This is a genomic window from Herbaspirillum sp. (assembly GCF_017744395.1).
GTDB lineage: Bacteria > Pseudomonadota > Gammaproteobacteria > Burkholderiales > Burkholderiaceae_D > Herbaspirillum.
Genome location: NZ_JAGIBI010000005.1, coordinates 199,731 through 223,506 on the forward strand (window position 1 = coordinate 199,731; position 23,776 = coordinate 223,506).

23 protein-coding genes and 1 pseudogene are annotated in these 23,776 nt (G+C 57.2%); 1 reads left to right on the top strand and 23 read right to left on the bottom strand.

Annotated elements, in window-relative coordinates; all coding sequences use genetic code 11:
* Positions 1 to 17 precede the first annotated feature (17 nt).
* From J7548_RS14610 to J7548_RS14620, 3 genes are read right to left on the bottom strand one after another with little or no spacing between them, the layout of a single operon-like run.
* The gene (locus J7548_RS14610; protein WP_290975471.1) at positions 18 to 1,565 is read right to left on the bottom strand and encodes an aldehyde dehydrogenase family protein; all 1,548 of its coding nucleotides are present in this window, start codon (positions 1,563 to 1,565) and stop codon (positions 18 to 20) included.
* A 19-nt stretch (positions 1,566 to 1,584) separates the two neighbouring features.
* The gene (locus J7548_RS14615; protein WP_290975473.1) at positions 1,585 to 2,664 is read right to left on the bottom strand and encodes a DUF1338 domain-containing protein; all 1,080 of its coding nucleotides are present in this window, start codon (positions 2,662 to 2,664) and stop codon (positions 1,585 to 1,587) included.
* On the bottom strand, positions 2,630 to 3,802 hold the full coding sequence (locus J7548_RS14620) for a saccharopine dehydrogenase C-terminal domain-containing protein (protein ID WP_290975475.1): 1,173 nt from the start codon (positions 3,800 to 3,802) through the stop codon (positions 2,630 to 2,632). The genes J7548_RS14615 and J7548_RS14620 overlap by 35 nt, the downstream gene beginning before the upstream one ends.
* A 409-nt stretch (positions 3,803 to 4,211) precedes the next feature.
* On the opposite strand from J7548_RS14620, the gene J7548_RS14625 reads away from it, so the two are divergent.
* Positions 4,212 to 5,054 carry a transporter substrate-binding domain-containing protein gene (locus J7548_RS14625; protein ID WP_290975477.1) on the top strand — a complete coding sequence of 281 codons (843 nt, stop codon included), beginning with the start codon at positions 4,212 to 4,214 and terminating at the stop codon, positions 5,052 to 5,054.
* A gap of 57 nt (positions 5,055 to 5,111) precedes the next feature.
* Here J7548_RS14625 and J7548_RS14630 read toward each other — a convergent pair whose 3' ends face one another.
* The 20 genes and pseudogenes from J7548_RS14630 to rsmB all read right to left on the bottom strand — a co-directional run bounded on the left by J7548_RS14630 (position 5,112) and on the right by rsmB (position 23,753).
* Entirely contained in the window at positions 5,112 to 6,116 is a 1,005-nt protein-coding gene (locus J7548_RS14630) for a hypothetical protein (RefSeq protein ID WP_290975479.1), read from the bottom strand.
* 196 nt (positions 6,117 to 6,312) lie between these two features.
* Positions 6,313 to 7,068: an outer membrane lipoprotein-sorting protein gene (locus J7548_RS14635; protein ID WP_290975481.1), complete on the bottom strand. Its 756-nt coding sequence runs from the start codon at positions 7,066 to 7,068 to the stop codon at positions 6,313 to 6,315.
* Positions 7,065 to 8,285: an FtsX-like permease family protein gene (locus tag J7548_RS14640; RefSeq protein WP_290975483.1), complete on the bottom strand. Its 1,221-nt coding sequence runs from the start codon at positions 8,283 to 8,285 to the stop codon at positions 7,065 to 7,067. Before J7548_RS14640 ends, J7548_RS14635 begins: the two co-directional genes overlap by 4 nt.
* A complete protein-coding gene (locus J7548_RS14645; protein WP_290975485.1) occupies positions 8,282 to 8,947 on the bottom strand; it encodes an ABC transporter ATP-binding protein in 666 nt (221 codons plus the stop codon). The genes J7548_RS14640 and J7548_RS14645 overlap by 4 nt, the downstream gene beginning before the upstream one ends.
* A complete protein-coding gene (locus tag J7548_RS14650; RefSeq protein ID WP_290975487.1) occupies positions 8,944 to 9,642 on the bottom strand; it encodes a hypothetical protein in 699 nt (232 codons plus the stop codon). Before J7548_RS14650 ends, J7548_RS14645 begins: the two co-directional genes overlap by 4 nt.
* A gap of 23 nt (positions 9,643 to 9,665) precedes the next feature.
* Positions 9,666 to 10,973, bottom strand: coding sequence for a GNAT family N-acyltransferase (locus J7548_RS14655; RefSeq protein WP_290975489.1), 1,308 nt, complete (start codon positions 10,971 to 10,973; stop codon positions 9,666 to 9,668).
* The gene (locus tag J7548_RS14660; protein ID WP_290975491.1) at positions 10,960 to 11,871 is read right to left on the bottom strand and encodes a hypothetical protein; all 912 of its coding nucleotides are present in this window, start codon (positions 11,869 to 11,871) and stop codon (positions 10,960 to 10,962) included. The genes J7548_RS14655 and J7548_RS14660 overlap by 14 nt, the downstream gene beginning before the upstream one ends.
* Positions 11,840 to 12,790, bottom strand: a complete 951-nt coding sequence (locus J7548_RS14665; RefSeq protein WP_290975493.1) for a hypothetical protein — start codon at positions 12,788 to 12,790, stop codon at positions 11,840 to 11,842. The genes J7548_RS14660 and J7548_RS14665 overlap by 32 nt, the downstream gene beginning before the upstream one ends.
* Entirely contained in the window at positions 12,787 to 13,998 is a 1,212-nt protein-coding gene (locus J7548_RS14670; RefSeq protein ID WP_290975495.1) for a beta-ketoacyl synthase N-terminal-like domain-containing protein, read from the bottom strand. The genes J7548_RS14665 and J7548_RS14670 overlap by 4 nt, the downstream gene beginning before the upstream one ends.
* Before the next feature lie 12 nt (positions 13,999 to 14,010).
* The gene (locus J7548_RS14675; protein ID WP_290975497.1) at positions 14,011 to 14,499 is read right to left on the bottom strand and encodes a hypothetical protein; all 489 of its coding nucleotides are present in this window, start codon (positions 14,497 to 14,499) and stop codon (positions 14,011 to 14,013) included.
* Between the two features lie 14 nt (positions 14,500 to 14,513).
* Positions 14,514 to 14,759, bottom strand: coding sequence for an acyl carrier protein (locus J7548_RS14680; protein WP_290975499.1), 246 nt, complete (start codon positions 14,757 to 14,759; stop codon positions 14,514 to 14,516).
* A gap of 21 nt (positions 14,760 to 14,780) precedes the next feature.
* On the bottom strand, positions 14,781 to 15,509 hold the full coding sequence (locus tag J7548_RS14685; RefSeq protein WP_290975501.1) for an SDR family oxidoreductase: 729 nt from the start codon (positions 15,507 to 15,509) through the stop codon (positions 14,781 to 14,783).
* A 338-nt stretch (positions 15,510 to 15,847) separates the two neighbouring features.
* Positions 15,848 to 16,241: pseudogene (locus J7548_RS14690) on the bottom strand (aminotransferase class I/II-fold pyridoxal phosphate-dependent enzyme); the annotation flags it as partial.
* 77 nt (positions 16,242 to 16,318) lie between these two features.
* Positions 16,319 to 17,164 (bottom strand): DMT family transporter, encoded by an 846-nt coding sequence (locus J7548_RS14695; RefSeq protein WP_290975503.1) that lies wholly within the window; start codon positions 17,162 to 17,164, stop codon positions 16,319 to 16,321.
* Positions 17,161 to 17,823 carry a methyltransferase domain-containing protein gene (locus tag J7548_RS14700; RefSeq protein ID WP_290975505.1) on the bottom strand — a complete coding sequence of 221 codons (663 nt, stop codon included), beginning with the start codon at positions 17,821 to 17,823 and terminating at the stop codon, positions 17,161 to 17,163. The genes J7548_RS14695 and J7548_RS14700 overlap by 4 nt, the downstream gene beginning before the upstream one ends.
* 135 nt (positions 17,824 to 17,958) lie before the next feature.
* Positions 17,959 to 18,216, bottom strand: coding sequence for a DUF3567 domain-containing protein (locus J7548_RS14705; protein ID WP_290975507.1), 258 nt, complete (start codon positions 18,214 to 18,216; stop codon positions 17,959 to 17,961).
* A 452-nt stretch (positions 18,217 to 18,668) separates the two neighbouring features.
* Positions 18,669 to 19,418: a response regulator gene (locus J7548_RS14710; protein WP_290975509.1), complete on the bottom strand. Its 750-nt coding sequence runs from the start codon at positions 19,416 to 19,418 to the stop codon at positions 18,669 to 18,671.
* Positions 19,419 to 19,528: 110 nt separating this feature from the next.
* Positions 19,529 to 21,817 (bottom strand): ATP-binding protein, encoded by a 2,289-nt coding sequence (locus J7548_RS14715; protein ID WP_290975511.1) that lies wholly within the window; start codon positions 21,815 to 21,817, stop codon positions 19,529 to 19,531.
* Positions 21,814 to 22,437: a DUF4390 domain-containing protein gene (locus J7548_RS14720; RefSeq protein ID WP_290975513.1), complete on the bottom strand. Its 624-nt coding sequence runs from the start codon at positions 22,435 to 22,437 to the stop codon at positions 21,814 to 21,816. The genes J7548_RS14715 and J7548_RS14720 overlap by 4 nt, the downstream gene beginning before the upstream one ends.
* Entirely contained in the window at positions 22,434 to 23,753 is a 1,320-nt protein-coding gene (gene rsmB, locus J7548_RS14725; RefSeq protein ID WP_290975515.1) for a 16S rRNA (cytosine(967)-C(5))-methyltransferase RsmB, read from the bottom strand. Before rsmB ends, J7548_RS14720 begins: the two co-directional genes overlap by 4 nt.
* Positions 23,754 to 23,776: the final 23 nt, after the last annotated feature.

Sequence of the window (23,776 nt, forward strand, 5' to 3'; positions counted from 1 at the left end):
CCGCCGCCCGGCCTGCATCAACCGATATCGAATTTCACCCCTTGCGCCAGCGGCAACGCGCCGCTGTAGTTGATGGTATTGGTGGCGCGCCGCATATAGTTCTTCCACGCATCCGATCCCGATTCCCGGCCGCCGCCGGTTTCCTTCTCGCCGCCGAACGCGCCGCCGATCTCGGCGCCGCTGGTGCCGATGTTGACGTTGGCCAGCCCGCAATCGCTGCCTTGCGCCGACATGAATAGCTCCGTCTCGCGCACGTCGTTGCTGAAGATGGCCGAGGACAAGCCCTGCGGCACCGCATTGTTCAGGGCGATGGCTTGCCCGATATCGTCGTATTCGACCAGGTAGAGGATGGGCGCGAAGGTCTCGGCATGCATCACTTCGCTCTGGCGCGGCATGCGCACCAGCGCCGGTTTCACATACCAGCTGGAAGACGCCGCCTGCGCCACGCCAACCGGCACGCGCTCGCCGCCGGTGACCGTGCCGCCTTGCGCCTGCGCGTTGCGCAGCGCGGCTTGCATCGCCTCGTAGGCGCGGCCGTCGATCAGCGGGCCGACCAGGGTGCCTTCCTCGCGCGGGTCGCCGACGGCCAGGTCGGCATAGACCTGGGCCAGCCGTTCGTGCAGCCGGTCGGCGACGCTGCGGTGGACGATCAGCCGGCGCAGCGTGGTGCAGCGCTGGCCGGCGGTGCCCACCGCCGAGAAGACGATGGCCCGCAGCGCCAGCTCAAGATCGGCGCTGGGGGTGACGACCATGGCGTTGTTGCCGCCCAGCTCCAGCAGGCTGCGGCCCAGGCGCTGCGCCACGGCTGCCGCTACCTTGCGGCCCATGGCGACGCTGCCGGTGGCGCTCACCAGCGCCACTTGCGGCGATTGCGACAGCGCTTCGCCCAGCGGCGCGCCGCCCAGCAGCAGGCCGCACAAGCCCTGCGGCACCAGTCCGGGGTGGCCGCGCTCGAAGCGCGCCACCGCTTCATCGAAAGCGCGCATCACGGCCAGGGCCGTTAGCGGCGTCTTCTCCGACGGTTTCCAGACCACGCTGTCGCCGCATACCAATGCCAATGCGGCATTCCAGGCCCACACCGCGACCGGGAAGTTGAACGCGGTGATCACGCCGCATACGCCCAGCGGATGCCAGGTTTCCATCATGCGGTGGCCGGGACGCTCGCTGGCGATGGTCAGGCCGTGCAGTTGGCGCGACAGGCCGACGGCGAAGTCGCAGATGTCGATCATCTCCTGCACCTCGCCGATGCCTTCGGCGCGGATCTTGCCGGCTTCCAGCGTCACCAGCGCGCCCAGCGCGTCGCGCCGCTCGCGCAAGACCTCGCCCAGCAGGCGCACCAGTTCACCGCGCAGCGGCGCCGGCGTTTGCCGCCATTGCAAGAAGGCGGCATGGGCTTGCGCGATAGCGCGCTGCGCATCGTCGCGGTTGTGTTCGCGCAGCCGCGCCAGCAGGTTGCCGTCGCAGGGGGAGTGGACGGCGAGCGTGCCGTCGGCGTGGTCGAGCGCGGCGGCGTCGAGGCCGTAGGCGTTGAGACTACAGACGTTGAGGATGTCGGCGCTGGTCATGGTGGTTTCCCGGTCATCGTTACATGCCGCCGCTGGCGGTCATCTTGAAAATGCCCTGCGCATTGCCGCTGTCGAAGCTGAGGTCGAGGCGTTGCACGCCTTGCTCATCGACATAGCGGTCGCGCGAGATGAATTCGTAGAAGGAGCCGGGCACCGCCATTTCCACCACCGCGCCATGCTCGTCGAGCATCGGGCGCAGCACGGTGCAGGCGCGGTAGGCGGTCTGGCGCACGCGGCCGTTGCGCGAGACTTCGATCTTGTCCTTCATCGGCCGCCCCAGCGCGCGCTGCCGCTCGGCCACCGCTTCCACGTCCGGCACGCGGTCGGTGGCGTGGTTGAAGACATTGCCTTCGGTGGCGATCCAGGCCATCTCGGCCGACTCCGCGCGCAGCCTTTCGTACTCGGCCACGCTGGGCAGCTCGTGCTGGCGTTCGAAGCACGACAGCAGCACCGGCAACAATGCTTGCGCCGCCGCCAGCGGCAGCTCGCCATCGGCTTCCAGTTGCGCCAGCAGGGCTTTGGCGTCGTCGCTGAGCGGGTCGCGCGAGGTGCCGATCACGCGGCCCACAATCGCCTGGAACTCCGGAGAAAACCGGTCCGCATGCAATTCGCTGACGAAGAACTGGGCGATCTCTTCAGGCGCGTCGGCATGGCCGTAGGTGCGGCCGGTCATGCGGATGCGCTCCAGCGGATACAAGCCGTTCTGCACATAGCCCAGCGGGCGCAGGATGCGCGTGATGGCGGCTTCGCCCGGCGGCAGCAGGCCGGTGTTGGCGCCTTGCACCGTGCGCAGCGCGCCATGGTCGAAGTGCATGCGTTCGCCGGCCGCCATGGCGTCGGCCACGTAGGCGGCGGCGTCCGGCACTTCCTGCAGCAGTTTTTCAAACAGCAGCATGTTGAGCGCCTGCGCCAGTTCGAGCCGGCTCACCTTGTCGCGCGATAGCTGGACGGTACAGGCCGGCACATGCAGCGCGCGCAGCAGGAAATCGATCTGCTCTTGCGTGCGCTGCGTCCGCAAGAGCTTCGCCAGCTGCGAATCGGTGAAGGTAACGGCTGTGGTGGCGTCATGCGGCAAGCTGTTGGCGGCTGGGGCTGTCATGCGGTTCTCCCTGGGATGCGATAGGAGCAGTGTAACTCCGTCGCGCCGGATGTTCAGGCGCCGCCTCGCCGGCATAAGCGCGGCCGAAGCGGTTGGCCAGCAATTCCGGCAAGGCCGCCTGTTCCTGGCGGATGAAGCCGCGCTGCGGCAGCCGGCCGGCGGCGAACAGGTCGAGCACGGCGCACACGCCGGCGGCGGTGGTGATCTGGATCGCGCTCTCGTGCACGCCATCGGTTTCCTGCGCGAACACCTTGCGGCTGAAGACTCGCTGCAGGTATTGGCCGTCGCGATGGCCGCTGACGGTGACGAACACCAGCACCACATCCTGCATGGTGGCCGGCACGGCGTTGCGCAGGATGTCCTTGAGCAGCGCCGGCCGCTCCTTCAGGCGCAGCCCCTCCAGCAGGAAGCGCAGCAGGTCGCGGTGGCCGGGATAGCGCACCGACTTGTAGTCGAGGTTGGCAGCGCGCCCGGCCAGCGTCGCGCACAGCGTGCCCAGCCCGCCCGAGGTGTTGAAGGCTTCGTACTCGACGCCGTCCAGCGAGAAATGCTCCAGCCCTTCCAGCGGCTGCACCTCCTGCAGGCGGCCGTCGCGGATCGCCTCGCACGGATGGCAGTACTCGTTGACCAGCCCGTCCACGCTCCAGGTCAGGTTGTACTTGATCTCGTTGGTGGGGAACTCCGGCAGCGCGCCCACGCGCATCTTGATCTCGGCGATGTCGTCGAACTCCTGCGCCAGGTGGTGCGCGGCGATGCCGATGAAGCCGGGCGCCAGGCCGCATTGCGGCATGAAGGCGGTATTGGCGTCCTGCGCCAGCTGCATGATGCGGCGCGTGGCCTGCACATCCTCGGTCAGGTCGAAGTAATGCACGCCGGCCGCGCGCGCGGCTTCGGCCACGACGGTCGCCATGTGGTAGGGCAGGGCGTTGACGACGGCCTCGCCCTTCGCCAGCAGCGCCTGCAGGCGCGCGGCATCGTCGAAGTCGGCGCATGCGGTGGCGATGCCCAGTTGCGCCAGCGGCGCGAGCGCCGCCGCATCGCGGTCGACGGCCAGCACCTCATAGTCGCCGCAGCCGTGCAGGCGGCGCGCGATCGCCAAGCCGATATGGCCGGCGCCGAGCAGTACGATTTTTTTCATGGCGGCTCCCTGTTCCGATGTCCTTGAGGCTCATTCTAGGGAAGAGGAAGTACGATAAAAAGATGAAGATTGATGTTGAAACGTTTGTTTAATGACGTTTTGATTCATATAAGAATACAAAACGTCAGATATCCTCCACCATTCCATCCAAAGCCGCACCGTGGTTTTCGCCAGGACGGCGATGCAGCGGACGCAGGCTTTCCCTGTTTCCCACTGGCTGGGATGGCGGGAGCCGGCCGGCCCCGGAGCGGCGCGGCAACAACAAATTTCATCCGACGAATGCCCGCGCACCCGTCCTTGCCTGGGCTAAAATCGACAGCGTCGTCCGGCCATGCGCCGGATTGTTTTTGACCCGCCCAGTAGCCGCCGTCCGGCTGCGCTGACGCCATCCGCCAAACAGGGAGAACCCATGACCAACCGCCGCAGTTTCATCGCCAACGTCGCCGGCCTCGCCGCCGCGTCGTACCTGCCCAACGTCTTTGCGCAAGCCGCCGCGCCGGCTTCCACCGAAGCCACCTTCGCCCGCGTGCAGCGCACCAAGACCCTGCGCATCGGCGCAGTGCGCGGCGCCGCGCCGTACTACAACAAGGACCTGGCCACCGGCGAATGGGGCGGCTTCATGATCGACTTCGCCAAGAGCCTGGCGGCCAGCCTGAACGTCAAGCTGGACATCACCGAAACCACCTGGGGCAACTCCGTGCTGGACCTGCAGACCCGCAAGATCGACATCTTCTTCGGCATGAACCCGACCCCGGCGCGCCGCGAAGTGATCGGCTTCTCCGAACCGCTGTTCCTGAACGCCTTCACCGTCGTCTCCAAGAAGGAATTCAAGACCTGGGCCGACCTGAACAAGCCGGAAGTGAAGATCGCCGTCGACATCGGCTCCTCGCACGACCAGATGATCACCCGCGTATGCCCCAACGCCACCATCGTGCGCCTGGAAAAGGCCGACGACGCCACCCTGGCGCTGCAAACCGGCCGCGTCGACGCGCAGGTGCTGGTGTGGCTGCTGTCGCTGAACATCCTCAAGAAGAACCCGTCACTGGGCAAGATGTACGTGCCGATGCCGCTGGAAGCGACCTCCACCAACATCGGCGTGCCCAAGGAAGACGACAAGGCCTGGGTCGAAGCCATCAACAAGTGGATCGTGGCTGAGCGCCATGCGGGCAAGATCAAGCCGACCGTGCTGGGTAACCTGCAGAAGTTTTCCGGTGTGAAGCCGGAGGATGTGCCGCCGCAGATTCCGTTGTAAGAATCTGTTCGAGTTAGTTTGATCGCCGGCGGATGATTTCCGCCGGATACCTCTCTTTTAATAATCCCTTTTGTAGATCAAAAAAATCCGGCTATTTATTTTACTTGAGCCATATTCACTTAATTGAGTACCGGATAATTTATCGAATCCGAGTCGCAAGCTATCAACCCTGTTTATATCCCAATTGATAGCAGAACGTATGAAGTTGCTGGAATCATCCAGATTGCGAATCCATGTGATTTCGCCTTTTTGCCCTTCAAGTAAAGGTATGTCACCCATACGGATGAACACAGAGTTTTTTCGTAACCCCGGTGTGCTTAGCAAATTTTCCGCCAAATCAGGATTTCCCATTTCAGACGTCAAGGTATGGGTAATACCTGCATATTCTTGATTGGAAAATCCATTGTCGTTGCGCCAATATTCTGCGGCCAATGTGATTCCAGTATCGGTAGTGTATTGCCCACCGACGACAAGATCGTCAACCCAGCGCTTGGTATCGTTTATGGCGCCAGCTACGACCCCGTTGGCAGATAGTATGGGTGACTTACGGTCGCGTCCTTTCCGCATGGCCGCCTCGGCATAGATGGTGGTTTTTTCTCCCAATATCGTGGAAAGGTTCACACCCAGTGCCGGACGATCAGCGTAATAGGCGATCAATGAAACATCTGTGGCTAGTGCATGCCAATTGACGTTTAACCGTAGCATTGCTCTCATCCGTTGGTTATCTTTGAGTGGTGCTGCCAACAGCGATAGCAGACTATAGGATGATCCGAAATAGGACCATCCTGCCATGTCATCACCTTCCTTTTCGGCACGCCGATCTTGATCGGTCAATGTGCGATCCTCGGTTTTTCCTTGATTTAAAAAATCGGATGGATTCCGGCCAATGGCTACGCCATTGACAATTTTTTTCCTGCCAAGGAACGCAAACGAAACCGGCGAAAGCTGACGTTCCCAAAAAAGTTCATCCACATGGGCATTTGCCTCACTGACTCCGGAATTGACTTGCCAAGCCAGAAAAGGACGCAATTGAAGCGTTAGCAGATTGTTTTCGAGTTTCATCCGAGACTTGAGCAACCCGAGTCCCGATAACCGATCAGTACGATGGCCATTATTCCCGATGTTGCGTAACTGTCTCAGGCTGAGATAACCGGAGCTCTCAAGAAGAGGGGCTTCGGTGTTTACGTCCAAGTCAGCGGTAAAAGCAATATTTGCGTAAAAACAGAGTAAGGAAAATATCCAGCAAGGAATACATTTTTTAATTTGCTAGCCTCTCTAAATAGGACGGCTGGTAATACTCTGGCGGGGTATCCTGGATTTTGAAATTGGAATAAGTCAGTGTTGCCTTCACCGATGGATTGATGGCATCGGAAATTTTGAGAGTGGTAGGGCGTTGTTGGCCAAGTATGTTCTTATATCCCTCATAGTGGATAGTGCGGATCAGCTTTTGGGACAGCGAAAAGAAATCCGCTTTCAAGGGATGTAGATCTTTCTGCGTGATCCATAGCTGCACATACTGATAGGGGATGTTGCTTTGCCGGGCGCGTAGTTCAAGCTTGAATGCAGGTAGGTCATCTATGCGCTGCTTTTCAATGCGTTCCACACGATAGTCGAGACTGAAGACGACTCGGGCAACATCGGCATTCGATACCGCACCAGTGAGTTGCTGTTGCGGGGAGATGCGAACCGGGCGATTGGTGCCTGGAATGTAGATCCACATGTTAGGGCCGTCCAGCAGTAGCGCTCGGCCGCGCTGTTTAATCGGTTGTCGGTACAGAACTAGGCTTTTGGTGCGGTTGTGCACCAATACTTCGAATTCGCTTTCGTTTTTCAAGGTGGAAGTCTGGGAGTCCACCTTGACAGTGAAGACGAAATTCTCCGAAGGAGAACGGATGGCATCGACTTTTTCAAGAATGGATGTCGTATCAACCTCATCGATTTCTTGCGCAAGCACAGTCTGGGGTATTGCGGAAAATAGCGTCGTAGTGAAAAAGATAAATTTGATGATATTCATGTGTGGTGCAATGCTCGGATAATGTCGATGCGTGATGCCAGCCAGGCCGGATAGAACGATGACAATACGGATGCCAGCAGTGCCGTGAAAAAGGAATAAAGGAAGGCTGGAGGGCTTAGCTTGATGAGCGCGGTATAACCCGTGGACATCCCTGGTGGGGCAGGCACCGTGATACCGCCAGTCAGGTTGATGCCCCATGCCAGAAGAGTACCTGCCGATAAGCCCAGGGAACTGCCAATAAGGCCGATTAGTGTCCCTTCGTAAACAAACATTTTGATGATGCCTGCCCGTGTCTGGCCGATGGCACGTAGCGCGCCGATTTCATTGAAGCGCTCAAAGGCGGACATGCTCATGGTATTGGCGATGCTCAGAAAGATCACTATCCCCAATACGATGGAAGCCAGTTTAAAGATACTGGTATAGAGATTGACTACGCCACGATAAAATTCGGCCAATTCCAGCCAAGATTTGTATTCAAGAGACGGATCGCCAGCAATGCTCTGCGCTGCCAGTTTTTCAATGGATGGCATCTGATCGGTATCGTTGGCAAGCACTAGAATCTTCTCAACTTTGGTAGTGTCGAAAAGGCGCTGTAGCAGCGATAGAGGTACTTTGACGTACACATTGTCATAGTCTTTCGAGGCAGTTCTGACGATGCCAACCACATTACAATCCAGGGCATTGATCATCCCGTTCAGGGTGGTTCCGAGAATGGTCAAAGTGGTATTTTCGGTTGCGTTCAATCCTTTCGCCAATCCTGTTCCGATGACACAACCTTCAGGCGTGTCTTGATCTAAGTGTGTACCTGCGATGATTGTTTCGAATGCCGTGAAATCCTCTTCCCGCTCGGGAATGATGCCAACCAAACGAGCCGAGAGCGAGGTTTCGCCGGAGCTGATCAAACCAGAACCGGTCAAGCGCCAAGTGGTGGTGTTGACTAACGGTGATTGCCTGATATCGCGCTCAATACGGGCTGGATCGGCAATGAGAAAACTTTCGGACAGGCCGGCGCCTTGGTCGAAATATCCTTTCTTGGCGATTTGTAGGTGACCGAGCTGGGTGCGAATCGTGGTTTCTCTCAAACCTTCGAAGGAGAAGGCAATGAAACCGCCGAAAACAATGATCGCGGCGGAGGCCGCAACGATAGACATAAAGGTGATGGCGGTGCGTCGCTTATTGCGGAAAATATTTCTGAACGCAAGCCGACCAATATTCATTGGATTAGCATTCCATCTTCAAGACGAAGCTGCCGATGGGAAAAAGCAGAAACCTTGGGGTCGTGGGTAGAAAAAATAAACGTCGTATTCATCTCTTTATTCAGATCCGACATTAATGCCAGGAGATCAGCTGCGGTACGGCTATCAAGATTGGCTGTTGGCTCATCCGCAAAAACAAAGTCGGGTGCAGCAATGAGCGCGCGGGCAATGGCAACGCGTTGCTTTTGCCCGCCAGAGAGTTGATTCGGGCGTTTCTTCATTTGCTGTTGCAGTCCCACAGTTGCCAACATCCGTTCGGCGCGTTGCTTTCTTTCTTTGCCATTAACACCGCACAAGATCAAGGGATACTCTACGTTCTCGATGGCATTAAGTACCGGAATCAGATTGAATGCTTGGAAGATAAAACCTAAATGATTACGTCGTAAAGTTGCTTTTCCCGCGTCATCAAGCGTATCCAGGTTGTTTCCCATTACACTGACAGTACCTTCGCTTGGTTTGAGCAAACAGCCCATGATGCTCAGCAATGTCGACTTGCCGCTGCCGGATGGGCCGGTAATGGCGATAATTTCGCCTGGCTCCGCATTGAACTCCAGATGGCGTAGCGCATGGGTCACCTGATTACCAATGCGATAGCGATGAGAAACATCCATGAGTCTGATCATTTCATTGCCTTATCTGCTTGCTGGGCCCAATCCGATTGTGGTGATGCCTTTTTCGCTTGCGTATAGAAGGCATTCGCTTCGTCCTTCTGTTTTTTCTCATCAGCTATTTTTCCTAGCTTGTAATAGGCTTCAGCCAGTTTGTTGGGGGCGATCTGTACTCCTGATTCGGCTTCGCTGGTGAAAAAGAGAAAGTCGTTCTCAGCAGTGGTTTTGCGTGAAAACATAGCGGGCAGACTGTAGGAAACGCTGCCACGAATAAAGCGCACGGTTAAATTGCTTGGATCTTTTTTGACTGCTTTGTCTAGTGCAGCGAGTCCTTTATTCACATTGCTGACTTTATTAACGACAAAGCTGCTGTCGCGCCCCGCCATCGCATAGGAACTACCTAGATAGGCCAAGATTTCAGCATTATTCGGCTCTAGCTCCGAGGCTTTTTTCAGATAATTGACAGCATTGTCACTAGCTCCAGTGACTTTCATATTGGCAAGCTGGTGGCTTGCAATACCTGCAGTCTTTAACCACGTCACGTCATTTTCATGCGTCAGCAAATGTGTTTTGGCATCGCGCAAAACGGCGTCGAGTTTTTGTCTATCGATCACCCCATAGGGGATTTCTTGTGCTGCCATGCAGATGATGGTGGTAAATGCAGTAATCAAAATCGTCACCAGTTTGACGAAATATCTAGAAATGTTCATGTCGTTCAGTGATGGGAATTAAGTTAAAGGATCATCTGAATTTGCTGAAAACTGATGCGCCAAGGCCAGCGAGACGATGGTTTAAATAACTTCCATAAAGCGATGCGCTTGTACCAGCGTTCAGCAAGATATTTATTTATAAATTCAGAAAATTGATACTTATTCAGATAGGACTCGTTTCGATAAACGATAAGTTTCGAAAAGTTAAGGCAGACCGGATGGCAAATATGGTTTTCTGACATATAAGCATGGTGTTTCCTTGAGCGATCAAACAGTATTTCGAAACCTAATTTGAGATAAGTTGGCAGTCGAGAAGCGAAACTCTCAGCAACAACAAACGATATGTCTTTGCTGAGAGCCAGCTCAGCGAAGCATTTAAATAATCCGTTTAATACATCTGGCCGGTCTCGATAAATAGGATCAACAGCTAAACGTCCAACGTACAGTATTTTTCCAATACGGCGTAAGGGGTCAAAAGAGAGCTGCATATCTTTTTCCATTGAAAAAGAGGAGTTTCTCTTATCCACGATGCAGCGAATGCAGCCAATAATTTTCTCTTTATGCTCGGCGATGAATATATGAGAAACTTTTTCTAGTTGTCGTTCATGATTGGCGAGGTCGTCGACGATTTCTCCCTTTGTTTTCCCGCTCCCATCGTCAATGGAATGGTAGGTTTGTTGAGCATAAAAATGACAGAAGCGGTTGAAGTCAGTAGAGTGAGGAGTGATTTTGCGAAACGATAAATCACCTATTAAAAAATAGGGCTGCAGTTCGTTTCTTTTGCCGAACCAAACGAAATTAAAGAAAATCGTAAGAAAGCCGCAGCCAATACAAAGGAGATAGGGAACGATCAGAAAGGAGACGTGCGGTATTAACAATGCGCTCGTCATTAATGAGAAGGTGTAAACGACGAACCAGAGAGTGGAAATGGTGTAATGCAGTTGTTTTATTCCTCTGCCTTTGGAATAGAACGTTGTGAATGGCATTCCAAATAGTAGTAACAAACCACTAATCAGGCTCAGCCAAGCGAAAATAATAACCCCACCATATCCTTGATATTGTTCGGTGAAATAGTCGAGGATAATTATTCCAACATATAGTCCTAACATTGAGACCGAGATTGGGGATTTGATGTGAAAATGAAGTTCGGTAGCGATAAGGACTGCGTATAGCAGCGCACATAACATATAGGCGACGGAATGTTGGACAAACATTACGAGGCCTAAACACACAATCATGTTGGCGAAGGAAAAAAACACAAAAAGGACTGGAAACAATTTCTTCACATCGTCCCTGGGTGTCGGTTCGCCAGTATTGTTATCGGATTCCATTCTCACTTTGCCTTGATTCGAATTGATTAAGACAATAGTCAATAAAAGTAATTGGGCGATCGGATTCGATCAGTTTGGTTAGTGGAATGAGCGAAGCAAGATAGGCCTGTGTCAGGCGATCAATTAGCATCTGTGGTAGTTCCGCAGATGACGAAGACAAAAAATGACCGGCTAATAAACCAATAAGCAGATCGCCACAGCCAACATCGGTACGAATAGCTATAGGATTTGGCGACGGAAGTTCACGACATTCATTTCCGGCCATGATCGTGATGCCTTGTGAGCCACGTTTTATGATCAATACCTTGTCGTGGCCACCAAATGAGACTCCAGATTTTGCGGAGAGTGGCAGTGCTTTGTATTCGGTTTCAGTAATGGTGACGACATGCGCTTTTTGCAGACAAACGTTGAGTGATTTTTCTCGCATGCGTAGCCATTCAATATGCGCATCCATAAAAACTAAAGATGGCGTATATGAAGCCAGTAATGTTTCATACCAGTCAGGATCGCCATTGGCAAGAATGAGCGTATGCCCGGCCATGCTGTAATCCTCTGGAGGCATAGCGCGCCAAAGACTCGGATTATCGGATAGGGTGCCTTTTCCCATGGAGCCAAGTATTGCGGGGCCGTTCCAAGTGATCATCGGGCGCGGTAATTTTTTCCTAAGCGGAATATAGCCATCATCAACAGACGCGGCGATAGCGTTATCGGCATCGGTAAGATCTCTCCCGACGGCGGTTAGTAACGTGGTGTTGATGGCGGTGTAACGCACTCCAAGCGCTGCATATATAGCTGGTCCACCAATGATAGGTGCGGCATTTTCCACCTTCATTTTCATCGATAGGCCAGCAACTATCACATGTGATTCAGGAGTGGCTATTGGGGCGTGTAAAGCCAAGGGCATAATTTCCTTTTCCAGGTAGTCGATAATTCAAAATAGCCTTGGATGTCGCACTTATAAAGAGATGATGTAAGGCATAGGAAACAAGAGGGGAGGTGAACAACGTGGTATCGCTTGGGGTTTCTATGTGGAGCATTACGGCATCTATCCAATCTTCTGGAAAGGTATGCGCAGTGCCTTCATTTAAGTTGCCTGAAAGCGCCAGTTGCCAATCATTTTCCGAACTCGGAGTTCTGACTAACATTAGCCCAGAGGCACCGTCTATCAATGGACGTTGATCTCCCAATGCTGCTAGTGCATTGCATTGAACTTGGCAAATTTCTTCGGCGCCAATGATTAGAAAGTAATCAGAACGTCGATGTATGAATGACAAATGTGCATACTCAATTGCTGCGAAGATACCGAATGCTCCATCCTGAAAGGCGATGGCGGCAGCATGTGTGCCAAGGGCCGTTGAGACCTGAGTGCTAATAGAGCTGGGAATCGAACTGGGCAGCAATAGAGTATCGGTTTTGTCCCAGCCTTTACTCAGTCCAACGGTTTCGAATTCCCATGCTATTGAAGTAATGGCCGAGTTTGAAGCAACAGCTACGCCCACATGATTACCGTGATAGTTTTCTTTGTCGGAAATAGTCTTGAGTAATTGTTTACCCAGTAATGCTGCGAATATTGTTCCCTTAGCGGCAGAACGTGCGCGTGTAACGCCGCTGTTGTGCATGACCGATAATGGAATATCGGTGGGACAGATAGTCGTTGCAGTATCTTTAACTCGATAGTCGCTAGCGTCACTGAAGTCGATGGGGTTTTCTAGGCTAGCCCAATTGGAGTGCGAGGCGACACGTGCGGAGTGATCTTGCTTATCGATCCAGCCAATAGCGCGGACATAAGGCCCATTGTCAAAGATATGGATACTCATTGAAATCCCTTTGACGGCGATATTGTTATAGCAGCATTGATTCCTCCAAATCCAAGTGCCGTAACCAGTATGGGACCTGATGTAATGGGATGAGGGGTGTTCAGTGCCAGATGGAGATTGTCAAATTCCGAATCTTGGGTGCTAGCTATATGGGGCAAGATTTTCTGACGAATCGATTCACAGGCGGCTAGGACGTTGAAACCACCAGAGGCACCCATAGTGTGTCCGAGCGATCCTTTGGTAGAAGTGCTTAATGGAGACTTATTTCCAAAAACAATCTGCGCAGCAGAAGCTTCGGCCTTGTCATTCTGGCGAGTACCCGTTCCATGCCAGAAGATTCCATGAACATCGGAAGGTTGTAACTGTGCTTGTTCTAACGCGTTTTGTATGACAGTAGCGATGCCGTTCGAACTAGGTTCAACCATATGGGCGGCATCACAGAATACAGAGGTTCCGGTGACTAATCCGTATATGTCTTGTTCAGGAAGTAGATTTTCTTTGGACAGGAATATAGCGACCGCGCCTTCTCCCACAGTGGTGCCATCGCGGAACCTGTCATAAGGGCGGCAGCCTTGTTGTGACATGGCTCCGATATTATTGAATCCAACCGTTGCGACACGTGAGAGAGTGTCGATGGCAACGACCAGAACCGCATCGCAAAGATTGGCGTTTATGCGGTCGGAAGCATAAGAGATTGCTACCAGAGAAGAAGCACAAGCCGCGGACATGGTAATGCCAGGAAGTTCTCTTTTCAGACCCGCATTTATCTCTGTAATTAAGTTGTCCGTCACAATGCCTTTCCATGTAGATGAATCAATCATGGACATTTCACCGCCAGTGCAATGTGCGTCGGCTATTTCTGAGAGTGGACCTGGATTCCCATGTGAAGTGGCGATTAGCAATGTCAGTGTGGCAGTGGGGTGTGTGGTCAAAAAAAGATCAATAGTTGCGCGCATTTGTTGACCTACAATGCGAGCAAGAACGTCTGTCCTCTGACGGAAAGGTGGTTGCTTTTTCAATCCGGGGAAATTCAAAATAGCGGATAGTGGAGGACTAGCGGGCCAGCTAGGAATAATTTCAGAACCTTGTGAAAAAATTCGCCGACCAGCCAATAATGACTCCCAGCATTCAGTCCAGGTGTTACCTATATTGGCAATGGCACAACATTGCTTTGAAATGGCAATTGCTTGCGGATAATTTTTAGCCAAAGGAATCCCCGTTTAGGTAGAGATGGATGCGGCGGGTTTATTCACAACTGCTCCCATGCCGGAAACTCGGCACACGAGGCGATTGCCGGCGCGTACCACCCCTTCATAAATTGTTTTATCCGCAATTTGATCGCTGACGGTAACTTCGGCGGTGATGGTTTCCCCGATAAAGGCCGGTGAAATGAACTCTCCTTTACAACGTCCAAGAACCGCTGTGCTTTCTTGCTTGCTTTTTTCCGTAACACCAGTATTTAGTACGCTATGTAGCATGGTTGCTTGACCAACCAATTCGATATAAAGCACACCAGGCATAATTGACGGTCCATTAGCGAGATGTGCTGCCATCATAGGATCTGAACCTGATATCGATTTTTGGACAGTAATATTTCGGTTATCCCAAGCAATTACTCGGTCGAGCAATAACCATGGCGAGCGATACGGTACCAATCTGACGATTTGGTGATAATCCAACTGTTGTGGAAAGAGAGTTTCGATAGTCATGGGGAAATTTCCACTTAGTCTTTGGCCTTGAGCAATTCTTTTACAATGGCCGTGAGTTGGTCTCCTGTAGAAACATCGGGCATGCGTTCATCAGGAATTCTCACGTCGTAACGTTTCTGTATCTCGACGACTAAGGCAACGGCACCCAAGGAATCCATGCCATAAGTTTCATAAAAGTTGGCACTCATTGAGAATTCATCAATTTCACGGTCTAAAGCAATTTCCACTATTTCTTTTATTTCACTATTTTTAATTTCCATCGCATGGGTCTTTCTTCGTTGTCAAAGAGCGGTCATGCCGCCATCCACCTGAATAACTTGGCCCGTGATGTGCCGGCCATCTTCACCTAACAAAAAAGTCACCAATCCGGCCACATCGGTTGGTTGGCCAAATTGGCGCAAAGGGGTGTTCTTGAGCAGGCGCTCAATTGCTGGCATGGGTGTATCCCGAACCATGCGGCTTTCTATGGCCCCAGGAGAAACAACGTTGCATGTGATGCCAAATCTTCCGAGTTCGACAGCAATAACCCTGCACATGGACTCCATCCCTCCTTTAGCAGCCGCATAGCTGAGCTGACCGGGATTGCCCTTGGTGGCCGATACCGAACCAATGAACACGATGCGTCCATTACCAACCACCATTAGGGATCTGGCTACTGCTCTGACACAGTGGAAAGCGCCGGTTAGATTTGTTTGTATTACGGATTGCCAGGTTTCGTCGGAAATGAGCGGAATCGCGCCATCCTTGACGATGCCTGCGCAATACACTAGATCTGGGGGCGTACCAAAATCATGCTCAATGGTCTTAATAAGTTGAGTGACACCGTTGCTATCGCAGACATCGACGCCATACCAGCGAATGTTTTCACCATTGGGCGGGATGCGTTCGGAGCAGCTCGATTTCGCAGAATGCACGAGTGCAAGAGTTCGACCTTGAGCCGCTAGATGAAGAGCGATCTCTTCTCCGATATTCCCGCTGGCTCCAATAACTAGGCATGGTCGCTTCGTCATGCATTGCTCTTTGTTAAGTAATGGGAAAATGGAGCGTACTATTACTTTTATTCCCTTTTCTTAAGTGGGTAATAAATCCAAGTGGGATTTGATGTTGTACGGTCGTCACCTAGAATTATTGCGAGTTCAAAAAATAGGCAGAGAAGTCTCGTTATGCAGTGTGCATAACTCCTCATCTGGCGTTGGAATTATTAATATTGGGGATGAGAGAGCACGCTTGAGAATTAATATGAGATGTGGCTGACCAAAGCAGAAAAATACTTTGGTTGATTCTGGTCGCTGTTTTTGCACAGCTTGGATAACCTTTTCCTAAACAGCTAGCTACCCTTTGGTCGAACTCAGTGCATGGCACTGGTGGCGATCTTGCCGATAGTGATCACCGCCTGTTCCACTTCGTGCGTCCACTCGCTGCTGTAGTTGAGCCGGATGAAATTGGGGAAGCGGTTGGAAACGGAGAACATATAACCGGGACCGATCGTGATCCCATGCTCAAGAGCCTGCTGGTAGAGCAGCAGGCTGTCGATTTTCCTGGGGAGTTCCACCCAGAGCACATAGCCGCCCTCGGGATTGGCGACGCGGGTTCCTTCGGGGGAAGAAGCGGGTGACCGTATGGCGCATCAGCCTGGCATTCTGCCCGCAGGTCTTGCGCAGCCACCGGAGCTGGTGGTCGTATCCGTCGTGCTCCACATAGTCGGCGATGGCCAGTTGGGGGATGGCCGGTGTGGTCAGCGTCACGGTATTGGCGGTGTTCTTTCTCTACGTGCAGGATTGGGCGGAGCGTTGGCGCGGCGCGAAGGCGGTGGGCTGATTCAATGCCGCATCCCCAGCACCACCGCGCCGGCGGTAATCACCGCGCAGGACAGCACCCGCCGCAGCGTCAGTTTTTCTCCCAGGAAGATAGCCCCGATCAGCAGCGCGAACAGCACCGAGGTTTCGCGCAGCGCCGAGACCATCCCCATCGGCGCCAGCGTGACGGCCCAGATGACGATGCCGTAGGCCAGCAGCGACATGACGCCGCCGAACAGGCTGATCCAGGTGTCGCGTTCGCCCAGGGTGATCGGCGAACGGCGGTGCTTGTGCAGGTAGATCAGCGCCAGCGGGACGCTGTCGAGCACGAACAGCCAGCCGGCATAGGAAACCGCATCGCCGGCCAGGCGCGCGCCGATGCCGTCGGTGACGGTATAGGCCGCGATGAAGGCGCCGGTGGCGAAGGCGGCCGCCGGGGCGGACAGGTGCTCGCCCCGGCCGATGCCGCGCAGGTTGGCCAGGCTGACGATGCCGACCGATACCAGAGCGATGCCGGCCACGCTGTAGGAACTGAGTTGTTCGCCGACGAACGCGGCGGCGCCCAGCGCCACCAGCAGCGGCGAGGAGCCGCGCGCGATCGGGTAGGACTGGCCGAAGTCGCCGATCTTGTAGGCGCGGATCAGGAACAGGTTGTAGCCGGTATGCAGGATGCCGGACAGGACGATGTAGAACCAGCTGGCCGGTTCCGGCAGCGGGCGCCACAGCACCAGCGGGATGGCGCCCACGCCGGCGCCGATGGTCATGAGCGTGAGCGACCCCAGGCGGTCGGCGCTGCTTTTGAGCAAGGCATTCCAGGAGGCATGCAGCAGGGCGGCGGTCAGTACCAGTCCGATGACGGCGAGATTCATGGCAGATTTGCGCGGCAGCGCCAGAGAGAGTGGCCGGAAGCGAGGTACTTGCGCTCGAAAGGGGTGATGGGGGTGTCGGTGGCGTAAGGTTCGGCGATGCTTTGCAATCCGCTCAACTGGTTCAGCGCGGCGGAGAATTCCTCGACGTAGATGCGCCAGTTGCTGCGGCATTCGATCTGGCCGCCCAATTCAACGATGGCGGGGAAAACCGCATGGCCGTGCCAGCGCCGCGCGAGGTGGCCGATCTTGGGCCAGGGGTTGGGGTAGAGCAGGTAATGGCGCGCCGGACGCAGGCCGGCATCCAGCGCCAGGCGCCAGTAGTCGACCAGGTCGGCGCGCACGAAGCACAGGTTGGCCGGTTCCGGGCCGTCCCAGTGGGTGTTGCGCGCCAGGCGGTCGGCCGATTGGTCGATACCGATGACGAAATGGTCGGGGTATTGCGCGGCCAGGTTCAGCGTCGACAAGCCCACGCCGCAGCCGGTGTCGAGGATCAGCGGCGCTTCGCCGGCGGCGCGCCAGGCCGCCATGCTGTGTTCGAAGGCCTGGCGGTTGTAATCGGCCACGGGCTTGCGGAACGGATGCGCGACATGGCGCGCGACCAGGCCGGCAAGTTGTTCATGCACGCCGGTCTGGGCGCTGCTGATGGGTGAGGAATTCACGGGCTGCGGGGAAAAGAAGGCGAAAGCGCAATTTTAGGGCCAGTTCGCCAGGATTTCAGCAGAGGTAGGGCAGAAAGAAAAAACGCCGCGCTGGAAGGCGCGGCGTTTTCATTGGGTTAGCAGGGGACGGCGGAATTAATGCAGCGTCATCGGGTGGCGCATCATCACGTCGTAGCGGCTCAGGAAGGTGTCGATGTCTTCCATCGTCGGTTCGCTGGCGATCAGCTCCTTCACGTCCTTGCGGAACAGTTCCGCGGCGGGGCCGTCGATGTAGATTTCCCGCTGGCCCGACTTGTCCATGATTTCGTAGCCGCCAAAACGCAGGGCTTCATGGTCGGTGTCGGCACCGAATTCGACGACGCTGTACTGTTCACTGTTGTAGATGAGATTCATAGTGACTCCTTATGCTGGAATACTGCTTCGAAAAGGAAGTGGCGTCTTCACTGGGAATTTCAAGAGCAAGCCCGGCAGTCCGGGTGGTGATGCTGTGCGGAACCTTTTGCAGGGGCAGCGCTTGCACGCGCCCCTAAGTCCGGTTACGGCGTTTCTGCCTGAAACTTTGGCTTTTGGCCGTATTTCCCCTATACCCGTTGCCATGCGGCGATTACCGGGTAGATGAAGCCGTGCTACGGAAGTTCACCGCTGCGTTGCCCTGGCGCAAACAAATTGGCAGACCGGCCATCCCCGGCGACGAAGCGTTAGGTGGCAGGATGCGCCCTGCGGATAGAAATGGGAATCAGGAAAATTCTGAGCTGTGCAAAAACAAAACAGGACCGCCAAGCGGTCCTGTTGTCTTGTTTTTCCAAGCCTGGCGGCATGGCGCGCCGCGCCGCCAGATGGTTCTTTCAGTGGTTCTTCTTGGCCAGCTTGCCGGGTTCCACGCCCAGTTGCTTGAGCTTGCGGTAGAGGTGGGTGCGTTCCAGGCCGGTGCGTTCGGCCACGCGGGTCATGCTGCCGTTCTCGCGCACCAGGTGGTATTCGAAATAGGCGCGCTCGAAGGCGTCGCGCGCTTCGCGCAGCGGCAGGTCGAACGAGATGTTGGCGGCATTGTCGGCCACCTGGTTGTAGGGGGACGCGGCCGGGATGCCGTGGTGCAGCGGGTCGCCGCCAAGGGCGGGCGCGTAGCTGGCGATCGGGGCGATGTGGTCGGCCGCGTGCAGGCTTTCGCCGCCGCCGTTGGCGACGGCGGCCACCGGGGCTGGCCGGTAGCTGGCCGGGCGCGCCGGTTCGCGGCTGTGCGACAGGCCCTGCTGGACCGCCTTGAGCAGCTTTTGCAGCGCGATCGGTTTTTCCAGGAAGTTGAGGGCGCCGATGCGGGTGGCTTCGACCGCGGTGTCGATGGTGGCGTGGCCGGACATCATGATCACGGGCATCGTCAGCAGGCCGTCGCGTTGCCATTCCTTGAGCAGGGTGACGCCGTCGGTGTCGGGCATCCAGATATCCAGCAGCACGAGGTCGGGTACGCTGTTCTGGCGCAGTTCGCGCGCCTGCTGCGCGTTCTCGGCGGTTGCCACGACATGTCCCTCATCGCCCAGGATTTCTGAGAGCAATTCGCGGATACCCATTTCGTCATCGACGACCAGGATGTTAGCCATGTGCTGCTTTCCTCGTTGCTAGTTCATTGTTCAAGTGTCCGGTCCGGTTGCGGACGGGTTTCGGTGAACTGCCGATTCCCCGGCGACTGCATGCGCGCGAATCTTGAGTCTTAATTAATAGGTGCTAACTTTACCAGCAAAATTACTATTTTTGCGCCTCTGCCATCGGTGCGGTTCTGGATATCGATCCGGCCGCCGTGTTCCTCGACGATTTTCTTGACCATGGCCAGTCCCAGGCCGGTGCCTTTGGGCTTGGAGGTGACGTAGGGTTCGAAGGCGCGCGCCAGGATCTTGGGCGAGAAACCGGGGCCATTGTCCAGGATCGACAGGCGCACCGCCGGCTGGCGCGCGCCGTCGGGACCGGCGATCTCGATCTGTTCGGTGACCAGGTCGATACGCGGCGCCTGCTGCTCGTCGTCGCTTACCGCATCCTGCGCGTTTTGCAGCAGGTTATGGATGACCTGGCGCAACTGGGTGGCGTCGCCCATGACCTTGGCCATGTCCGGCGCCAGGCGCGCATGGATGGCGTCGCGGCCGTCGCCGGACAGGTAGAGGTTGAGGATTTCCTCGATCAGCGCGTTCAGGTCCAGCGCCGCCGGCTTGGCCGGGGGCGTCCTGGCGTAGTCGCGGAAGTCGTCGACCATGCGTTTCATGGCGGTGACCTGGTTGACGATGGTGGCGGTGCCTTTTTCCAGGATCGCCGCGTCGTTGGGCATCAGCTTGTCCGACAGGCGGTGCTGCAGCCGTTCGGCCGAGAGCTGGATCGGCGTCAGCGGGTTCTTGATCTCGTGCGCCAGGCGGCGCGCCACCTCGCCCCAGGCGATCGAGCGCTGGGCCGAGATCACGTTGCTGATGTCGTCGAACACCACCACATAGCCCACGCCGTTTTCCACCGGCAGGTGCGAGCCGCGCGCGAACAGGGTGATCTTGTCCTGGTCCGGCTTGCCGGCGTCGCCGTGGCCGTCGCCCTCATTGAGTACGGCGCCCGGCTGGCGCGGCAGTTCGATCTGGCGCTGCCAGTGCAGGCTGTCTTGCGGCGCCTCGGTGCTTTGCTGGGCGCGCTGTTCGGAGAAGGCGCGGATGATGGCCTGGGCGAACAGCGCCTGGCTTTCGATGGTCTGCAGCGGGGTGCCGATGTCGCCCGAGAAATCGTAGCCGAGGATGCGCGGCACCGAGTCGTTGCTGCTGACGATGTTGAACTGGCCGTCCAGCACGATCACGCCGGCCGACATGTTGGCCAGCACCGATTCCAGGTAGGCCTTGGCGTTCTCCAGTTCGGCGCGGTTTTTTTCCACCGAGGTGCGCGCTTCCAGCAGCTGGCGCGTCATGGTGTTGAACGACTGCGTGAGCGTGCCCAGTTCGTCGGAGGTGCTGACGATGGGGCGCGGCGAGAGGTTGCCCTCGGCCACCGCTTTGGTGCCTTCGGCCAGCAGCAGCAGCGGCTTGGCCAGGTCGCTGGCGATCAGGAAGGCGCTGGCGATGGCGGCGAAGATGGCCAGCAGCAGCGTGAGCGTCAGGGTCACCAGGTAGATCTTGCGCAGGCCGGAGCGCGACACCGAACGCTGCTGGTATTCGCTGTAGGCGATGCGTAGGGTCTCGGCGTTGGTCGCCAGGTAATCCGGCACCGGCTGCAGGATCTGCAGGTAGCGGGTGTCGTTCTGCAGCGAAAGGCCCTTGCTGGAGCCGGGGATCAGCACCACCACGTGCAGCCGCAGGTTGGCGTCGGAATCGGATTCGCCGCTGGGCGGGCGCGAGTCGTCGCTTTCCACCGCCGCGAAGCCGCGCGAGATGCGCGCCTGGCGCATCGCCTGGGCGCTGGGCAGCACCGGCGTGAGCGAGCCGATGGCGCCGCCGACGCTGCTGATGACCTGCCCGTTGCCGTTGACGATGGCGATCTCGCTGTTCTGGTCGCGCAGGCGGGCGAAATAGGTCACCTGTTCGGACTCGCTCATGTCCGACAGTTCCTGCGCCATGCTGCGCGCCCGCGAGGAGAGATCGGACAAGGACGAATCGAGCGCGTTGCGGCCCAGGTTCAGGCCGGACTCCAGCGCCGCTTCCATGCGCACGTCGAACCAGGATTCGATCGAGCGCGAGACGAACTGCACCGACATCAGGTAGATCACCGCGCCCGGCAGGATGCCGATGAGCGCGAACATCAGCACCAGCCGCGCCAGCAATTTGGAGCCGAACTTGCCGCGCCGGTAGCGCTTGTAGAGGCGGGTCAGCAGCAGCAGCACCAGGCCCAGCAGCGAGATCGCGGCCAGGCCGTTCAAAAACAGCAGCCACGGGTAGTGCTGCTCGAACAGGGCGGAGTTTTCGGAGGCCGATGCCAGCAGGAACAGCAGGATGCTGATGACGCCCCCGCCGACCACCAGCAGATAGCGTAAGGTGCGGCTCATTCGGGTTTGTAGGTGAATTCGATCCAGTCGGAGGACAGCCGCCAGTCGCTGTTGTTGAGCGCGTTGACCTGGAACGGCTTGGGCAACTGCGCCACGTCCAGCCGCATGCGCATGCCCACGGTATAGGCGTCGCCGGACTTGAGCGTGTTGTTGTCGGCGATGATCCAGCGCGGCGGCCGGCGGATCAGCGCCATGGCGTCTTCCAGGTTGGAGAAGCTTTGCTGCAGCTGGCCGCTGATGGCGGTGTGGTACTGGCGGGTCAGGACGTTGTACGAGATGCGCACGGTGCGCGTGGCCGAGACGCTGGTTTCGTCGAACCAGTACCAGCGGCGGCGCGTCATCTGCACTTCGGTCGTGAAATACAGCGGCACGCCGCGCGTCAGGGCGTCTTCCAGGCCGCGGTTCAGTTCGAAGGAATAGGTCGCCGACAGCCGGTAGCCTTCGTCGCTGGGTTCGATCGCGGCTTGCGCGATAGTGATCTCGGCCGCCCGGGCCGGCGCGCCGGCCGCCAGCAGCAACAGCGCCGCCAATGCGGCCAATGCCAAGCGCAGCCAGAGCCGGGGTGGGCGCTGGCTGCGTTGCGGGCTAAAGAGGGAAAGGGCCGATTGCGTCAAATTCATGCACCAGTTTTTTGGAACAGCGCGTAAAACAGGCCGTCATGGTCGGTTTCCGCGCTGGCAGTCGGCAACAGTTGACCTGGGGCTGGCAGTCGTATGGCGTCGTTTCTTTGCGCGAAGGCAAGTGCCTGCTGCTCCGATTCCTGAGGCCACAGCGAGCAAGTTACGAGCAGCAATTTACCACCCGGCAGGAGCATCTGCCAAAGATTGTCCAAAATTTGCGCGGAAAGTGTTGCAAGCTGCGCGGTATCGGTCTTGCGGCGCAGCCAGCGGATATCGGGGTGGCGCCGCACGATGCCCGAGGCGGTACAGGGCACGTCGGCCAGGATGCGGTCGAACGGCTGGCCGTCCCACCAGTCGCCTTCGCGGGCATCGCCGGCCGTGAGCCGGGCGCGCAGGCCCAGGCGCTGCAGGTTCTCGTCGATGCGGGCCAGGCGGCGCGCATCGTGGTCCAGCGCCTGCAGGTCGATGTCGGCCAGTTCCAGCAGGTGGCCGGTCTTGCCGCCGGGGGCGGCGCAGGCGTCCAGCACGCGCATGCCGTCGGCCACGTCCAGCAGCAGTGCGGCCAGCTGGGCGGCGGCATCCTGCACCGACGCCATGCCCTCGGCGAAACCGGGGATCTGCTGCACCGGCGCCGGCTTGTCCAGCCGCACCGCCGCCGGCCCGACCTGGCGGCCGGGCATGCCGGCCGCGGCCAGCGTGGCGAGATATTGTTCAACCGTGGCTTGACGGCGGTTCACGCGCAGCGTCAGCGGCGGCGCCTGGTTGCCGGCATGCAGGATGCGCTGCCAGTCCTCGGGATAGGCCGCCTTCAGGCGGTCGATCCACCAGGTCGGGTAGTTCCAGGTGCCGGGCGGGGTCTTGACGGCTTGTGGCATCAGGGTCGCGCGTTCGCGCAGGAAACGGCGCAGGATGGCGTTGACCACACCCTTGGCGAAACTCATGTCCGGGCTGATGGCGGCCGCCTCGACCGCCTGGTCGACCACGGTGAAGCTGTCGTAGCCGGCTTCTTCCTCATCCACCAGCAGCGCCAGCGCGCAATCGAGCAGGCCGCGCAAGGCCTCGGGCTGCGGCGGCTTGTTGGCCAGCAACGCCAGCAGGGCGTCGGTAATGCCGAGCCGGCGCATGGCGCGGTAGCTGATGTCCTGGATGGCGCCGCGCGCCGGCGGCGGGCTGCCGGCGCGGCTGAACACCTGGGCCAGCGCCTGCGGCAGCGCGCTGCCTGCGCGCACGCCGGCCACCGCCTGGGCGGCATAGGCCAGCTGGTAGGCCAGCGAATCGGCCTTGGCCGAAGGGGAAATAAGGGAAATCTGGATCACGTCAATTCTTGCTGAAAACGGCG

Excerpts from the sequence above, each read along its gene's own strand:
- J7548_RS14610 (WP_290975471.1), bottom strand. The coding sequence starts at position 1,565 with ATGACCAGCGCCGACATCCTCAACGTCTGTAGTCTCAACGCCTACGGC.
- J7548_RS14615 (WP_290975473.1), bottom strand. The coding sequence starts at position 2,664 with ATGACAGCCCCAGCCGCCAACAGCTTGCCGCATGACGCCACCACAGCC.
- J7548_RS14620 (WP_290975475.1), bottom strand. The coding sequence starts at position 3,802 with ATGAAAAAAATCGTACTGCTCGGCGCCGGCCATATCGGCTTGGCGATC.
- J7548_RS14625 (WP_290975477.1), top strand. The coding sequence starts at position 4,212 with ATGACCAACCGCCGCAGTTTCATCGCCAACGTCGCCGGCCTCGCCGCC.
- J7548_RS14630 (WP_290975479.1), bottom strand. The coding sequence starts at position 6,116 with ATGAAACTCGAAAACAATCTGCTAACGCTTCAATTGCGTCCTTTTCTG.
- J7548_RS14635 (WP_290975481.1), bottom strand. The coding sequence starts at position 7,068 with ATGAATATCATCAAATTTATCTTTTTCACTACGACGCTATTTTCCGCA.
- J7548_RS14640 (WP_290975483.1), bottom strand. The coding sequence starts at position 8,285 with ATGAATATTGGTCGGCTTGCGTTCAGAAATATTTTCCGCAATAAGCGA.
- J7548_RS14645 (WP_290975485.1), bottom strand. The coding sequence starts at position 8,947 with ATGATCAGACTCATGGATGTTTCTCATCGCTATCGCATTGGTAATCAG.
- J7548_RS14650 (WP_290975487.1), bottom strand. The coding sequence starts at position 9,642 with ATGAACATTTCTAGATATTTCGTCAAACTGGTGACGATTTTGATTACT.
- J7548_RS14655 (WP_290975489.1), bottom strand. The coding sequence starts at position 10,973 with ATGGAATCCGATAACAATACTGGCGAACCGACACCCAGGGACGATGTG.
- J7548_RS14665 (WP_290975493.1), bottom strand. The coding sequence starts at position 12,790 with ATGAGTATCCATATCTTTGACAATGGGCCTTATGTCCGCGCTATTGGC.
- J7548_RS14675 (WP_290975497.1), bottom strand. The coding sequence starts at position 14,499 with ATGACTATCGAAACTCTCTTTCCACAACAGTTGGATTATCACCAAATC.
- J7548_RS14680 (WP_290975499.1), bottom strand. The coding sequence starts at position 14,759 with ATGGAAATTAAAAATAGTGAAATAAAAGAAATAGTGGAAATTGCTTTA.
- J7548_RS14685 (WP_290975501.1), bottom strand. The coding sequence starts at position 15,509 with ATGACGAAGCGACCATGCCTAGTTATTGGAGCCAGCGGGAATATCGGA.
- J7548_RS14695 (WP_290975503.1), bottom strand. The coding sequence starts at position 17,164 with ATGAATCTCGCCGTCATCGGACTGGTACTGACCGCCGCCCTGCTGCAT.
- J7548_RS14705 (WP_290975507.1), bottom strand. The coding sequence starts at position 18,216 with ATGAATCTCATCTACAACAGTGAACAGTACAGCGTCGTCGAATTCGGT.
- J7548_RS14710 (WP_290975509.1), bottom strand. The coding sequence starts at position 19,418 with ATGGCTAACATCCTGGTCGTCGATGACGAAATGGGTATCCGCGAATTG.
- J7548_RS14715 (WP_290975511.1), bottom strand. The coding sequence starts at position 21,817 with ATGAGCCGCACCTTACGCTATCTGCTGGTGGTCGGCGGGGGCGTCATC.
- J7548_RS14720 (WP_290975513.1), bottom strand. The coding sequence starts at position 22,437 with ATGAATTTGACGCAATCGGCCCTTTCCCTCTTTAGCCCGCAACGCAGC.